This is a genomic window from Microbacterium sp. NPDC055442 (assembly GCF_053644215.1).
Genome location: NZ_JBSHLF010000004.1, coordinates 290,429 through 303,573, shown reverse-complemented (window position 1 = coordinate 303,573; position 13,145 = coordinate 290,429). Strand labels below are relative to the sequence as shown.

Genomic DNA, 13,145 nt, shown 5'->3' with positions numbered 1-13,145 from the left:
GACGGCTGCACCGCGACGGGGCGCGGTCACTTTCAGGATAATGAAGCGGTGACCCGCCCCCAGATATCGCGTGCGCGCCGGCTGTTCCGCACGGCGGGGTCGCAGCGCCCCACGCGCGTCGAGCGCGTGGCGATCATCGGCGTCGTGACGGCGGCCGCCCTCGCCTCCGTGCTGCTGTGGGCGTTCGACGGGTTCGTCGATCCCGCGTCGTTCTTCTTCGACGTTCTTCTCACGCTCGCCTTCCTTCCCCTGCTGTGGAACCCGACGCTGACCGCGCTCGCCCTGTTCGCACTGATGGCGGTCTCGCCGTTCGCCGACGAGCAGCAGGTTGCGCTCTTGGGGCTCGCCATCGGCTGCCTCGTGGTCGTGCGGTACTGCCCCGCGCGCATACAGGCGGTCTACCTCGTGCTCTTCCTCGCGGCAGCCGGCGGCGTGCACCGCTTCGACCAGCGCCCGGACTCCGTGGCGATGTTCAGCGCCGTGCTCATCGTCGCCGCCGGGGCGAGCGCCGTCGGAGTCGTGCTGCGCGCCCTCGTGGCGCGCGCGGGCAGCATCGGCGAGGAGCTCGTCGATGCTCGGCGGATGAACGTCGAGCTCGTCCGCGAGGAGCGGCAGCGCATCGCCGATGACCTGCACGACGTCGTCGCGCACGACCTCACGGTGATCGCGATGCACGCACGGCTGCTGGATCGCACCGATGACCCCGACGAGCGATCGCAGTCGCAAGAGGCGATCCTCGCCTCGGCAAAGCAAGCGCTGGTCGACCTGCGACGCGTCGTCGATATCGCAGCGGACAACCGCGAAGATGCGGCGCGCTCGACGGACCACAGTCTCGCGGCCGCGGTCGAGAGCTTCCGCACCGCGCTCGAACACGCGGGCTACGACGTCGCGGTCCGCGTGAACGCGGCCGCCGACGAACTGGACCTCTTGACGGTGAGCACCCTCGAGCGCATCATCCGCGAAGCCGCGACCAACATCATGAAGCACGCGCCGGCCCCGCAGCACGTGGAGCTGAGCGTCGCCCGCGGCGGGGAGGGCGTCGTGCTGCGCATCAGGAACACTCTCGCGGCGACCGTCGGCGCCCCGAAGCTGCCCGGCAGCGGATATGGCACTGCACGCATGCGTGAGCGAACGGCACTGCGCGGGGGCACGTTCTCCTCGGGCGCGCACGAGGGCGACTGGCTGCTCGAGGCCCGGTTCCCCGCGCACTGACCCCCTACTTTCGTCGCATTGTCCGCACGATGACGGCTTCGTACGCTCGAAGGCATGGACCGTACGATCACGGAGCAGATCCTCCTGCTCACGGCCGACCGACGCGGATGGCTCCACCGCAGCGACGCCACCGAGGCCCTCGTGGGCGGCGCGGTCCTCGTAGATCTCGTGCTCGACAGCGTCATCGACCTCGCCGCGACCGACGCGGACCGCACCGACGTGCGCATCGTACGCATCGCGGATGCCGCTGCCCTCGGCGCCGCCGCGGAGTGTCTGCCGCGGGACGCGCCCCTCACGCCCGGCCTCGTCTCGCGGGTGGGAAGTCGCTCGTACGACGACGCGGTCACCCGTCTTGTCCGACGAGGCCTGGTCGTGCGCGAGGAGGGCCGCGTGCTCGGACTCGTGCCCCGCACACGGGTGCGCCTGGCCGATGACCGCGTCGCCGAAGATGCCCGCGACGAACTGCGCCACGCGGCATCCGGACGCATCGAGATGGACCAGCGCGTCGCGACCGTCGTCACGCTGCTCGACGGCGCGGGAGTGCTCGATCGCATCGTGGGCGGATATGAAGCCCACGCTGCCCGCGACCGGATCGAGCAGGACACGACCGCCGCTGAGCAGGTCGCTCAGGTGCTCCACGGCATCTCGATCGTCGCGGGAGCCGCGAGCGCTGCCGCGACGGCGGCGGCGGCAGCCACCACGGCACCCGCTATCGCGGGGTGGCGCATCTAGGCGGAGCAGACCGCCGTCAGTGGGCCGCTTGCCGCTCGCGCAGGCGGGCGAGCACCTGGTCGCGCAGTTCTTCGGGCGCGGTCTCCTTGCACGCGCGCGCGACGACCTCGGTCAGAGTCCGGGCGACGAGCGCTTCGCTCTGGCATTCGGAGCAGTTCTCGAGGTGCTCCTTGATCTCGGAATGCTGGGTCTTGCAGACCTCGTTGCGCAGGTATTCCTCGAGATCCTTGCGCGCCTTCTCACACCCGCAGTCGGTCATTTCTTTCTCCTAGCCGCGGCCTCGGTGTCGATGCCGCGTTCCTTCGCGTAGTCGGCGAGCAGGTCACGCAGCTGCCGCCTGCCACGATGCAGGCGGCTCATGACCGTGCCGATGGGGGTCTTCATGATGTCGGCGATCTCCTGGTACGCGAATCCCTCGACATCGGCGAGATAGACCGCGAGCCGGAAGTCCTCGGGGATCGACTGCAGCGCATCCTTCACGACGGATGCCGGCATGTGATCGATCGCCTCGGCTTCGGCCGAGCGCGCGCTCGTCGCGGTCGTCGACTCGGCGCCGCCGAGCTGCCAGTCCTCGAGCTCGTCGATCGCGCTCTGATACGGCTCGCGCTGCTTCTTGCGGTACGTGTTGATGTAGGTGTTCGTCAGGATCCGATAGAGCCAGGCCTTGAGGTTGGTCCCCTGCGTGAAGGTGTGCCACGAGGCGAACGCCTTCACGAACGTCTCCTGCACGAGGTCGGCCGCATCCGCGGGATTGCGCGTCATGCGCATCCCCGCCGCATACAACTGATCCATGAAGGGCAGTGCCTGCTCTTCGAACTGGGTGCGCGGATCCTGCGTGTCCTGCGCCTGTTCTGCCTGCTCGGTCATCAGGCGCCAGTCTACGGGGGTCGCGTTCCACGACCGCTCGAGATCGTCGACGGAATCCGCCGTGAGGCGGTCAAGCGTTGCGTTCACTCGAGCTCCGTTCCGATCTGTGGGCTCCTCGCGGCACGAGCAGCGGGGTTCAGTAGGGTAGAACCCGATGACTGCCGACGGGTATTCCCCTTCTTCTGTGACCTCTTCGCGCGGCCGGTGGCACGCCCCCCTGGCCGGCGGACCGCTGCGCGCGACCGTGACCGTCCCGGGCTCGAAGTCGCTCACCAACCGAGAGCTGATCCTCGCCGCGATCGCCGACTCCCCCAGTCGCCTGACCGCGCCGCTGCACTCCGAGGATTCGGCGCACATGATCGAGGCGCTGCGCGTCCTCGGCGTGCACATCGAGCACGTGCCCGGCGAGGGCCGCTACGGCGACGACCTCATCGTGACGCCGACGTGGCCGCTGCGCGGCGACACGACGATCGACTGCGGCCAGGCCGGCACCGTCATGCGTTTCGTCTCACCGCTGGCCGGGTTCGCCGCGGGAGAGATCACCCTCACCGCCGACGAGAACGCGCTGCATCGCCCCATGGGCGCCATGATCAAGGCGCTGCGCGACGTGGGCGTGGACATCGACGACGGCGGCACGTGGTCGCTGCCGTTCTCGGTGCGCGGGCACGGCCGCGTGCGCGGCGGCGAGATCACGATCGACGCGAGCGGCTCGAGCCAGTTCGTCTCCGGCCTGCTGCTGGCCGCGGCGCGCTTCGATGTCGGCCTGCACCTCGTGCACACCGGCGACCGCCTGCCGAGCATGCCGCACATCGACATGACGATCGAGGCCCTCGCGCACCGCGGCGTGCACGTCGAGCGCCCCGCTCCCGGCGAATGGGTCGTCCCGGCGGGACCGGTCCGCGGCAAAGAGGTCGCGATCGAGCCCGACCTGTCCAACGCGGCGCCGTTCCTGGCGGCGGCGATGATCGCCGGTGGTTCGGTGTCGGTCACGGGATGGCCCGCTCACTCGACGCAGCCGGGCCACATGCTCACCGACATCCTCACCGTCATGGGCGCGCGCACCTCGCGTCGCGCGGGCACGCTCACCGTCTCGGCGGGAGCCTCGATCCAGGGCGTCGACCTCGATCTGTCCACCGCGGGCGAGCTCGCCCCGACGATCTTCGCGCTCGCCGCGTTCGCCGAGTCGCCGACCACGCTGTACGGCATCGGGCACATCCGCGGACACGAGACCGACCGCATCGCGGCGCTGATCGGCAACCTGCGTGCCATCGGCGGCGAAGCGCACGAGATGGAGGACGGCATCCGCATCGTGCCGCGCGACCTCCACGGCGGTCTGTGGCCGGCCCATCACGACCACCGCCTCGCCACGACGGGAGCCCTCATCGGTCTGGCCGTGCCCGACATCGAGGTCGACGACATCGGCACGACGGCCAAGACGATGCCGGCGTTCCCCGCCATGTGGCGGGGCATGCTCGACGGCGACGACACGACCGACGACCCCGAGGCGCAGCGCGCATCGTGAGCTGGCTCGCGGAGGACGACGAAGACGACGAACCGCAGTTCGACGAGCAGAGCGTGCGCGTCCGCCCCAATCCGAAGGCGAATCGGCCGCGCACGAAGCGACGCCCCGCGCACGACGACGCGCGGATCGCACGCGTGCTCGGGGTGGACCGCGGGCGGTACACGGTGCTCGTGGACGAAGACGAGCCCGATGAGCACACGGTGCTCGCGGTGCGGGCGCGCGAGCTGCGCAAGACCCCCATCGTGACGGGCGACCTCGCCCGTGTCGTGGGCGACGCGTCGGGCGACCAGGGGACACTCGCCCGCATCATCGGGATACAGGAGCGCACGTCGCTGCTGCGCCGCAGCGCCGATGACACCGACCAGGTCGAACGCGTCGTCGTCGCCAACGCCGACCAGATGCTCGTCGTCGTGGCGGCGGCCGATCCCGAACCGCGCGCGAGGCTCGTCGACCGTTATCTCGTCGCGGCGCTGGATGCCGGCATCCGCCCCCTGCTCGTCGTGACGAAGACCGACCTCGCCGACCCGAGCGAGTTCCTCGAGCACTTCGAGGGCCTCGATCTCGAGGTCTTCACGAGCGCGCGCGACGAAATGCCCGTCGAGCGGGTCGGCGCGGCGATCGCGGGGCATTCGACCGTCTTCGTGGGGCACTCCGGCGTCGGCAAGTCCACCCTCGTCAATGCCCTCGTGCCCGATGCGAAGCGTGCGACGGGGCACGTCAACGTCGTCACGGGACGCGGACGCCACACGTCGAGCTCGACCGTCTCGCTGCGCTATCGGGGACCCACCGGCGCGGGGTGGGTCATCGACACTCCGGGTGTGCGCTCGTTCGGGCTCGGGCACGTCGACACCGCCAACATCCTGAAGGCCTTCACCGACCTCGCCGTCGTCGCCGAGGAGTGCCCGCGAGGCTGCACGCACCTTCCGGATGCACCGGACTGCGCGATCGTCGAAGCCGTGGACGAGGGCCGTCTCGGGCCGACGGGTGCCGCGCGGCTGGATTCGCTGCAGCGCCTGCTCGAGACATTCGCCAAGTCCTGACGCGAGTGGTTGACTGGTCGTGTGACCCGTCTCGAGCCCGGCCAGCCCGCCCCCGACTTTTCCCTCGTCGACCAGGACGACACGACCGTGTCCTTGCGCGATCTGCGCGGCGGCAAGGTCATCGTCTTCTTCTACCCCAAGGCCATGACGCCCGGGTGCACGACCGAGGCGTGCGACTTCCGCGACAGCCTCGTCCCGCTGCAGCAGGCCGGTTACACCGTCCTCGGCATCTCGCGTGACGAGCCCGCCGTGCTGCGGCGCTTCCGCGAACGCGACGCGCTGACCTACGACCTGCTGAGCGATCCCGATCACGCCGTGCACGCCGCCTACGGCGCGTGGGGCGAGAAGATGAACTACGGCAAGGTCGTCGAGGGAGTCATCCGCTCGACGTTCGTCATCGACGCCGAGGGCTCCATCGAGCACGCGCTCTACAACGTCAAGGCGACGGGACACGTCGCGCGCGTGCGCGCGCTCGTCGGCGTCTGAGCTCTCACTCCGCGGCGTCTGCCGACGGCTCCTCGTCGGATGCCACGCGTCCGGCGGCGCGTGCCGCGAGAACCAGCAGCACGAACACGACGACGGCGGGCACCGCGATCGCCAGTGCCACCGTCGGGCTCGCCCACGCCCCCGTCGCCGCGCCGAGCGCGACGGCGAGGATGAGCAGCTGCGTCACGATCCCGCCGGAGCGCCCCCACGAGCGCCCGCGGTAGATCGCGACGGCGAAAGCGAGGAGCGCCGCGGCCCCGATGACGGTCAGCACGAGCAGCGCGATCGCGCTGCTGACGGCTTCGGTGTCGCCGGCGACGAGCGCGCCGGTCTCGAGCACGGCGAGCACGAGCACCCCCGCACCCTCGAGACCCACGAGCACGGCCGCGATCCGGCTGACGAGGTGTCGGCGCATCGTTCAGGGTTCTTTCGGTCGAAACGGACTCACGGCGAAAATTAGCAGGAAACTCGACGGAAATCTCTTGATCATACCGATGTGCTATGGGACGATTGGTAAAGCCGTGTGCTCCCACAGCGACGTGGGGCGAGTTCAATCTCGCACTCCCACAGGGTACCCGACCCGAACGAGTACCTCGCTAAAAACACCATCCCTAACAAGGAGCACAACCATGGATTGGCGCGACAAAGCCGCCTGCCTGACCGTCGACCCCGAACTGTTCTTCCCCGTCGGGAACACCGGTCCGGCAGTCGACCAGATCGAGAAGGCTAAGGCGGTCTGCGCTCGCTGCACCGTCACCGAGGTCTGTCTGCAGTACGCCCTCGAAAGCGGTCAAGACTCCGGCGTCTGGGGTGGGCTCTCCGAAGACGAGCGTCGCGCACTCAAGCGCCGCGCTGCACGCGCTCGCCGCGCGTCCTGACCCGCACCCGCGCGGGCTGACTCTCACCCGCGCGGGCGGACTCTCACCCGCGCGGGCTGACTCTCACCCGCGCGGGCGGTCGATGTAACGCAGCGGGATGTCGATCGTGACCTCGGTGCCGGCTCCGACCGCCGTGTGCCAGTCGATCGTTCCGCTGAGCTCGCCCTGGATCAGGGTGCGCACGATCTGCGTGCCGAGCCCGCGCCCGACCTGACCCTCGGGCAGGCCCACGCCGTCATCGCGCACCGTGACGGCCAGGTGCTCGTCGGAACGTTCGGCGACGATCTCGACCTCACCCTCCTGGCCTGCCAGACCGTGCTCGACGGCGTTGGTGACGAGTTCGGTGAGGGCGAGCGCGAGCGGCGTCGCGTATTCGCTCGGCAGCGTGCCGAAGCGCCCCGTCGTGCGGGTCCGCGCACGCGTGCTCGGGGCGGCGGCGACTTCGGCGATCAGTTTGAGGGCGCGTTCGAAGACGTCGTCGAAATCGACGTTCTGGGCGAGCCCCTCCGACAGGGTGTCGTGCACGACGGCGATCGCCGTCACGCGGCGCATGGCCTGCGTGAGCGCCTCGCGCGCCTCTTCCGAGTGCGAGCGGCGCGCCTGGATCCGCAGCAGCGATGCGACGGTCTGCAGATTGTTCTTGACGCGATGGTGGATCTCGCGGATCGTCGCGTCTTTCGTGATGAGCTCCTGCTCCTGGTGCCGGATCTCGGTGACGTCGCGGCACAGCACGATCGCGCCGATCCGTGCGCCGTGGTCCCAGAGCGGGATCGTGCGCAGCGACACGGTGACCCCGCGCGCCTCGAGGTCGGTGCGCCACGGGGCGCGGCCGGTCACGACGACGGGAAGGGTCTCGTCGAACTGGCGCTTGGCCGGGAGGATCTGCGTCACGACCTCGATGAGGGATTCGCCTTCGAGCTCGTCGTCGAAGCCGAGGCGGATGAAGGCCGACAGCGCGTTCGGGCTCGCGAACGTCGTGATCCCGTCGACGTCGAGGCGGATGAGCCCGTCCGAGGCGCGCGGCGCACCGCGGCGCGGCGCGGCGGGAGCTTCGAGGTCGGGGAACTCCCCCGACGCGATCATGCCGAACACGTCGTCGGCGCAATCGTTGAACGTGATCTGCTGGCGGCTGGGGGTGCGCGCCTCGCCGAGGTTGGTGTGCCGCGTCAGCACGCCGATCGTCTGCGGTTCCTCGCCGTTGGCCCGTCGCACGATCGGCACGGCACGCACCCGTGTGGGTGTCTCTTCGAACCAGTCGGGCGATGCGGAGTCGACGATGCGCGCGGTCTGGAAGGCCTCGCGAACCTGCGTCCGCCACTGCGGACGGACGTGATCCCCGACGATGTCGCGGTAGAACAGGGTCGCCGCACCGCCGGGCCGGGTGTGCCCGATCGCGACGAAGGAGTCGTCGCGGGTCGGCACCCAGATGACGATGTCGGCGAAGGCGAGATCGGCGAGCAGCTGCCCGTCGCCCGCGAGGCGGTGAAGCCATTCGACGTCTGCCGCGCTGGAGCGGCCCTGGGCATACACGAGATCGCTGAGGGTCGACACGCCTCCAGCGTAGGGCGTGCAGGCGTTCAGGCCGCGCGGCGACGCGACGTCGGGCGAGCCGCGCGTGCCGCGGGCACGAGCGCGTCGCCGACGAACCGCCGCAGCGCCAGCGTCAGGGGCGACTTCGGAGCGACCTCGGCGATGGGACGCGAGGCCAGCAGCGCAGCATCCGCCGAACGCGGGTCCTGGGGCACGAACCACACGTCGCGGATGCCGCCGAAGCGCTCGAGCGTGCGTCGCACCTGTCCGCGCGCGTCGATGCCGAGGGCACCGGGTCGCAGCCCGTTCGCGATCACCGCGACGGGGGTCGGTCCGACGGCTGCCCGCAGCTCGTCGTGCGCGCGCAGGAACCGCGCGACACCGACCGGGTCCGCCTTCGCGACCGCGACCACCGCGTCGGCCCGCTCGAGCGCTGCGAGGGTCGCGGCGTTGCGCCGTGGACCGTCGAGGTCGCTCACGATCTCCTCGTCGCGCTCGAGCGAGGAAGCGACGTCGACGACGGTGTAGTCGGCCCACTCGCGGCACACCGTCAGTGCGGCGGCGACCCGTGAGGCGGTCAGCTCGGGCCACCGCGACGGCCGGTTGATGCCCGTGAGCACGTCGACGCCGCTGCGGCCCAGCGGCAGGCTGATCCGCATGAGCTCGCGCGGATCGAGGCCGCCGAGCTCGGACTGCCGGCACGCCGCCGCGAACCCGGGCCCTTCGTCGGCCAGGCCGAGGGCGATCGCGATCGACGGGGCGTGGGTGTCGGCATCGACGAGCGCGACACGGCGGCCGCCGCGGGCGAGCTCGACGGCGAGCTCGATCGACAGGGTCGTCCGGCCCGGGGCACCGGCAGGACCCCACACGACGATCGTGCGCGGCCCCGGCACCGGCTCCGCCGCCTCGGCGGCTCGAACCGGCGGCGCCGCGAGCGCCGCCGCGAGCCGCCACGGTTCGATGTCGAGGGGACGGACGTCGTCGAAGCCGAACAGGGCCGCCGTGCGCGCGGCATCCGTCGTCGACCCGATCGGCACGATCCGCACCCCGGCACGGTCGCATGCCGCCACGAGCGCCGCCGTGGCCGATGCGCGGTGCGTCTCGAGCACGAGGATGTCCGCGTCGTCGATCGCGTTCGCGGCAGGCGCGGCATTCGGGTCGTGCGCGCCGCCGACGGCGCGGGCGGGGGCGGATGCCGCGACCACGTCGACGACGTCGACGTCCTCGCGCACGAGCCCGGCCGCGAGGCGCGAGCCGTGCGGCTCGTCGACGGCGACGATCACCCTCATCGGCTGCTCCCCGCCGACGGCACGACCGAAACCGCGGACTGGTCGGCGATCGCGGCGAGCACCGTCGCGACGTCGGCGCGCGGAATCGAGAGCTCGACCGACGCCGCACCGCCGCCCATCATCGACTCGTCGCGCTCGACCCGTGCGACGGTCGCATCGGCGACGAGGATGCGCGGCGGGTCGTAGAGTCCCCGCTCGACGAGCGGTGCGGCCCACACCTCGACCACCGAGCCGGGCCCGACGACGGCAGGCACGTCGGCTGCGCTGCGCACGACGACGCTCGTCGTGCGCGACGCCGACGCATCGCCGACGGCCGAGCGCGGGATGAGCTCACCCCGCGCCACCGTGCGCGTCGCGACGACGCCGGGCTCGAGGGCGCCGTCGGCGAGATACGTCGTGCCGGCCTGCCCGAGGGCGACCTCGACGACGCGGACGTCGTCGGCCGAGACGATCTGCCCCGCGACGATCGTGCGGGAGGCCGCGAGCATCGCGTCGGTCTGACGCGCCGCGCTCACGACGAACCAGACGCCGAGGACGGAGGCGACGATGAGCAGGATGCCGAGGAGGAAGCGGGCATCCGCCCACGGGGCGCGACGCGGCGCGCGGGTGTGTTCGACAGCGGTCATGCCTCCATCGTGAGACAGCGCGCGGGTGGGCTCCCGCGGTTATCCACAGGCCGAGCCCGTGCCCCGGCGCCCTCGCGCGAGGCCGCGATAATGGGACCATGCCCCGCACCCCGACGCCCGAGACGCGCCTGCTCGCGCTCGCGCAGGCGGCCGAGATCCTCGCCGTGTCGGTCGATGAGGTGCTCGATCTCGTGCAGCGCGCCGAACTGCGCGGCGTGCGGGTCGGCGCGTCGGCGCAGTGGCGGATCGACCAGGCGAGCATCTCCGACTACCTCGACGCGCAAGCCGAGATCGCACGCCGGGCCGCGCTGTGGAACCAGTCGCAAGAGGCCAGCTTCCCCGAGCTGTGGGGCACCGGGCCGGTCCGCCACACCGACTGAGGGGGCTCAGTACTCGAGCCGGGCTTCGAGCCGCACCCACACGATCGCCCACGACGGCACGACGCGATGCGCCGTCACGGCATCGGCGCGCCGGGCTTCGCCCGGCTCGTGCACCGCGAGATCGAGGTGGTCGGCGCCGGCACGGTCGATCGTCCCGGTGAGCAGCCGCTCGCCCGTGAGGCGGATCGTGACGCCGATCCGCCGGCGCGCGACGTCACGCAGCACGTATCCGAACGTCTGTCGCTCCGCGAGCCGGTCGGGAGCGGTACCGGCGGGCCGGGCGCTGCGCAGCAGGTCGGCGTGCGGCATCCCGATGCTGCGGATCGAGGCGAACGGCACGACGAGCGCTCGTCTCGGGGTGTCGTCGAGGTCGAGCCCGACCCAGTCCGCACCGACGGCTCGCACGCGGGCGGCGACGGCGGTGCCGTCGGCGAGGTCGACCGCGGCAGAGACGCCCTGGACGGCCGTGAGGCGCTCGCGCAGCGAGAGGCCCGAGCGCTGCAGACGCTCGGCCTCGGTGGCCAGCGCGGCGCGTTCGGCCTCCCATTCCGAGGCGATCTGGTCTTCGAGGTCGTCGAAGAATCGGTCCCAGCGCACCCGGGCAGAGTACGGCACCGGTCACGAGTGCGTCACGAGTTGTCCACAGATCGCCGCTCGGTTCGTCGGGGCGCTCGGGGATGTGCTGTACTTCTGCGTGGCATCCCCCCTGGCCAAGTAAGGCACCGCATGGCAACGTCGCCCGCGGGCAGCGCCCGCGCCTTCGTCCCGCCCGCCGACGCATGGGAGCTGTCGAAGTTCTTCGCGCCGCAGCGCACCTCGTCCACCGTCCTCCCCGACCCGGAGCCCCTCCTGCGCAACCTGACGCGGGGTGTGCTCGAGGTGTTCGCGGGGGTGCGCGACGTCGACCAGCTCGCGCGCTGGCTCACCGAGGACCCCTACCGCCGGCTCGTCGCCCGGGCGAACCTCGCCGCCCGGGCGCGCTCGGCCCGCGGCATCCCAGCGCGTCGTCCCGTGCACGCGCTGACCTCGGTGCGGCACCAGTCCCCCGCCGACGGCGTCGTGGAATCGGTCGTCATCGTGCAGGGTCCCGCCCGTACGCGCGCCGTCGCTCTGCGCCTGGAGGGCATGGACGGCCGGTGGCGCGCGACGTCTCTCGCCCTTCTCTAGCCCGGCGCCCCGTCTCGGCCGCCACCCGGTCGCGCCGCCCTGATCAGCGACTCAAGACGGCGAGACTGCAACGGGGCGCCGAGACTGCGGGTAAAGCCCACGGTCTCGGCGCGCCGTTGCAGTCTCGTGGTCACGGGCTACGGCGGGGGCGGCGGCTACTGGCGGTACGACGAGAGGAAGTTGCCGAGGCGCTCGACGGCCTCGGCGAGCACACGTGCTTCGGGCAGCGTGACGATCCGCAAGTGGTCGGGCGAAGCCCAGTTGAAGCCCGTGCCCTGCACGAGCAGCACGTGCTCGGCGACCAGGAAGTCGTAGACGAGCTTGCCGTCGTCGTGGATCTCGTGCACCTCGGGATCGAGCCGCGGGAACGCGTACAGCGCCCCCCGGGGCTTGACGCACGAGACGCCGGGAATCGCCTCGAGGCCCTGCCACGCGGCATCCCTCTGCTCGTGCAGGCGCCCCGATGGCGCGAGCATCGCATCGATGGACTGCACTCCCGAGAGGGCCGCCTGCACGGCATGCTGTGCGGGAACGTTGGGGCACAGCCGAGTCGACGCGAGCAGCGTGATGCCTTCGATGAACCCGCGGGCATGCCCCTTCGGCCCGGTGAGCACGAGCCAGCCCGAGCGGTATCCGGCGACGCGATACGTCTTGGACAGGCCGTTGAAGGTGAGCACGAGCAGATCCGGCGCGACGGATGCCATCGGGATGTGCACGGCATCGTCGAACAGGATCCGGTCGTAGATCTCATCCGAGAGCACCAGCAGCGAGTGCTCCCGCGCGATCTGCGCGATCCCCTCGAGGACGTCGCGCGAGTACACCGCTCCCGTGGGGTTGTTCGGGTTGATGACGACGATCGCCTTCGTGCGCGGTGTCACCTTGGCCCGGATGTCGTCGAGATCGGGTTGCCAGCCGTTCTGCTCGTCGGCGAGGTAGTGCACGGGCGTGCCGCCGCCGAGGCTGGTCATCGCCGTCCACAGCGGGTAGTCCGGCGCGGGGATGAGCACCTCGTCGCCCTCGTCGAGCAGCGCCTGCATCACCATCGTGATGAGCTCGGACACCCCGTTGCCGAGGTACACGTCCTCGGGGCCGAACGCGGGAAAGGTCGGGTCCTGCTCGTAGCGGTACACGACCGCCCGCCGCGCCGACATGATGCCCTTGCTGTCGCTGTAGCCGTGCGCGTGCGGTATCGAATCGATCATGTCGCGCACGATCTGGAACGGCGCCTCGAACCCGAACACGGCGGGGTTGCCCGTGTTGAGCTTGAGGATCGTGTGGCCCTCGGCCTCGAGCCGATCGGCCTCGACGAGCGCCTGCCCGCGGATCTCGTACAGGACGTCTTTCAGCTTTCCGGACTGGTCGAGGGGGCGCAGACTCATCGATTCAGACTAGCGCCGGATGCTGCACCCTCAGCGC

General features: G+C 71.0%; 16 protein-coding genes. 8 read left to right on the top strand and 8 right to left on the bottom strand.

Annotation, left to right across the window (positions count from 1 at the left end; translation table 11 throughout):
• Positions 1-48: 48 nt before the first annotated feature.
• Complete coding sequence (locus ACWIBS_RS11085) at positions 49-1,212, top strand: sensor histidine kinase (protein WP_376129817.1); 1,164 nt, start codon at positions 49-51, stop codon at positions 1,210-1,212.
• Between the two features lie 54 nt (positions 1,213-1,266).
• Positions 1,267-1,944 carry a GOLPH3/VPS74 family protein gene (locus ACWIBS_RS11080; RefSeq protein WP_376129819.1) on the top strand — a complete coding sequence of 226 codons (678 nt, stop codon included), beginning with the start codon at positions 1,267-1,269 and terminating at the stop codon, positions 1,942-1,944.
• Positions 1,945-1,960: 16 nt separating this feature from the next.
• Here the strand turns inward: ACWIBS_RS11080 and ACWIBS_RS11075 are convergent, their stop codons facing one another.
• Complete coding sequence (locus tag ACWIBS_RS11075) at positions 1,961-2,203, bottom strand: zf-HC2 domain-containing protein (protein ID WP_376129822.1); 243 nt, start codon at positions 2,201-2,203, stop codon at positions 1,961-1,963.
• Positions 2,200-2,898: a sigma-70 family RNA polymerase sigma factor gene (locus ACWIBS_RS11070; RefSeq protein WP_376129825.1), complete on the bottom strand. Its 699-nt coding sequence runs from the start codon at positions 2,896-2,898 to the stop codon at positions 2,200-2,202. Before ACWIBS_RS11070 ends, ACWIBS_RS11075 begins: the two co-directional genes overlap by 4 nt.
• 67 nt (positions 2,899-2,965) lie before the next feature.
• Here ACWIBS_RS11070 and aroA point away from each other — a divergent pair, with 67 nt between their 5' ends.
• From aroA to bcp, 3 genes are read left to right on the top strand one after another with little or no spacing between them, the layout of a single operon-like run.
• Positions 2,966-4,333: a 3-phosphoshikimate 1-carboxyvinyltransferase gene (gene aroA / locus ACWIBS_RS11065; RefSeq protein WP_376129828.1), complete on the top strand. Its 1,368-nt coding sequence runs from the start codon at positions 2,966-2,968 to the stop codon at positions 4,331-4,333.
• Entirely contained in the window at positions 4,330-5,373 is a 1,044-nt protein-coding gene (gene rsgA / locus ACWIBS_RS11060) for a ribosome small subunit-dependent GTPase A (protein ID WP_376129831.1), read from the top strand. Before aroA ends, rsgA begins: the two co-directional genes overlap by 4 nt.
• 21 nt (positions 5,374-5,394) lie before the next feature.
• Complete coding sequence (gene bcp / locus ACWIBS_RS11055) at positions 5,395-5,859, top strand: thioredoxin-dependent thiol peroxidase (RefSeq protein ID WP_376129834.1); 465 nt, start codon at positions 5,395-5,397, stop codon at positions 5,857-5,859.
• Positions 5,860-5,863: 4 nt separating this feature from the next.
• Here bcp and ACWIBS_RS11050 read toward each other — a convergent pair whose 3' ends face one another.
• On the bottom strand, positions 5,864-6,274 hold the full coding sequence (locus tag ACWIBS_RS11050) for a histidine kinase (protein ID WP_376129836.1): 411 nt from the start codon (positions 6,272-6,274) through the stop codon (positions 5,864-5,866).
• A 214-nt stretch (positions 6,275-6,488) separates the two neighbouring features.
• Between ACWIBS_RS11050 and ACWIBS_RS11045 the strand changes: the two genes are divergently transcribed.
• Positions 6,489-6,737 carry a WhiB family transcriptional regulator gene (locus ACWIBS_RS11045; RefSeq protein WP_194425087.1) on the top strand — a complete coding sequence of 83 codons (249 nt, stop codon included), beginning with the start codon at positions 6,489-6,491 and terminating at the stop codon, positions 6,735-6,737.
• Positions 6,738-6,800: 63 nt separating this feature from the next.
• On the opposite strand, the gene ACWIBS_RS11040 is transcribed toward ACWIBS_RS11045, so the two are convergent.
• Genes ACWIBS_RS11040 through ACWIBS_RS11030 form a run of 3 tightly spaced genes read right to left on the bottom strand, consistent with a single transcriptional unit; the run spans position 6,801 to position 10,182 of the window.
• Complete coding sequence (locus ACWIBS_RS11040; RefSeq protein ID WP_376129838.1) at positions 6,801-8,288, bottom strand: sensor histidine kinase; 1,488 nt, start codon at positions 8,286-8,288, stop codon at positions 6,801-6,803.
• A gap of 26 nt (positions 8,289-8,314) precedes the next feature.
• Complete coding sequence (locus tag ACWIBS_RS11035; RefSeq protein ID WP_376129841.1) at positions 8,315-9,556, bottom strand: AAA family ATPase; 1,242 nt, start codon at positions 9,554-9,556, stop codon at positions 8,315-8,317.
• Positions 9,553-10,182, bottom strand: coding sequence for an SAF domain-containing protein (locus ACWIBS_RS11030; protein WP_376129844.1), 630 nt, complete (start codon positions 10,180-10,182; stop codon positions 9,553-9,555). Before ACWIBS_RS11030 ends, ACWIBS_RS11035 begins: the two co-directional genes overlap by 4 nt.
• Before the next feature lie 98 nt (positions 10,183-10,280).
• Between ACWIBS_RS11030 and ACWIBS_RS11025 the strand changes: the two genes are divergently transcribed.
• Positions 10,281-10,562, top strand: a complete 282-nt coding sequence (locus ACWIBS_RS11025; protein WP_376129846.1) for a helix-turn-helix domain-containing protein — start codon at positions 10,281-10,283, stop codon at positions 10,560-10,562.
• A gap of 6 nt (positions 10,563-10,568) precedes the next feature.
• On the opposite strand, the gene ACWIBS_RS11020 is transcribed toward ACWIBS_RS11025, so the two are convergent.
• Positions 10,569-11,159 (bottom strand): hypothetical protein, encoded by a 591-nt coding sequence (locus ACWIBS_RS11020; RefSeq protein ID WP_376129849.1) that lies wholly within the window; start codon positions 11,157-11,159, stop codon positions 10,569-10,571.
• Between the two features lie 129 nt (positions 11,160-11,288).
• Between ACWIBS_RS11020 and ACWIBS_RS11015 the strand changes: the two genes are divergently transcribed.
• A complete protein-coding gene (locus ACWIBS_RS11015) occupies positions 11,289-11,729 on the top strand; it encodes an Rv3235 family protein (RefSeq protein WP_376129852.1) in 441 nt (146 codons plus the stop codon).
• 155 nt (positions 11,730-11,884) lie between these two features.
• Here the strand turns inward: ACWIBS_RS11015 and ACWIBS_RS11010 are convergent, their stop codons facing one another.
• Entirely contained in the window at positions 11,885-13,108 is a 1,224-nt protein-coding gene (locus ACWIBS_RS11010; protein WP_376129855.1) for a pyridoxal phosphate-dependent aminotransferase, read from the bottom strand.
• Between the last annotated feature and the right edge of the window lie 37 nt (positions 13,109-13,145).